This window comes from Chryseobacterium sp. SIMBA_029 (genome assembly GCF_046535275.1).
Taxonomy (GTDB): domain Bacteria; phylum Bacteroidota; class Bacteroidia; order Flavobacteriales; family Weeksellaceae; genus Chryseobacterium.
Window position 1 is genome coordinate 1 of record NZ_JAWRXA010000439.1, and the last position, 264, is coordinate 264.

At 63.6% G+C, this 264-nt stretch carries 1 protein-coding gene; it reads right to left on the minus strand.

The window, feature by feature from the left end:
• Positions 1 to 47: 47 nt before the first annotated feature.
• Positions 48 to 264, minus strand: a 217-nt coding sequence (locus tag SB679_RS24750; protein ID WP_410704943.1) for a pirin-like C-terminal cupin domain-containing protein, incomplete at its 5' end; no start/stop codon positions are given.

Consider the following 264-nt stretch of genomic DNA (forward strand, 5'->3'; position numbering starts at 1 on the left):
GGGGCCGCCTGAATCGCTTAATCGCGACTGGTCCTAATCGTGCGGCGTTACCTGGGCCCGGAGAACGTGGCGCCGCCGAGGATCATGATGCGCGCACCCCGTTCGCCTGCCGTCACCGTTATCCGGTCTCCAAGACGGAACACCATCATCTGCATCGTTCCGAACTCCTGTCCGGCGACAGAGATCGAGCCCTCGACAACGTAGATCGCCCGGTCTTCATTGTCGTCGGGCATCGGCAGGCGTGCAGCCGGCTCCAGCTTCACG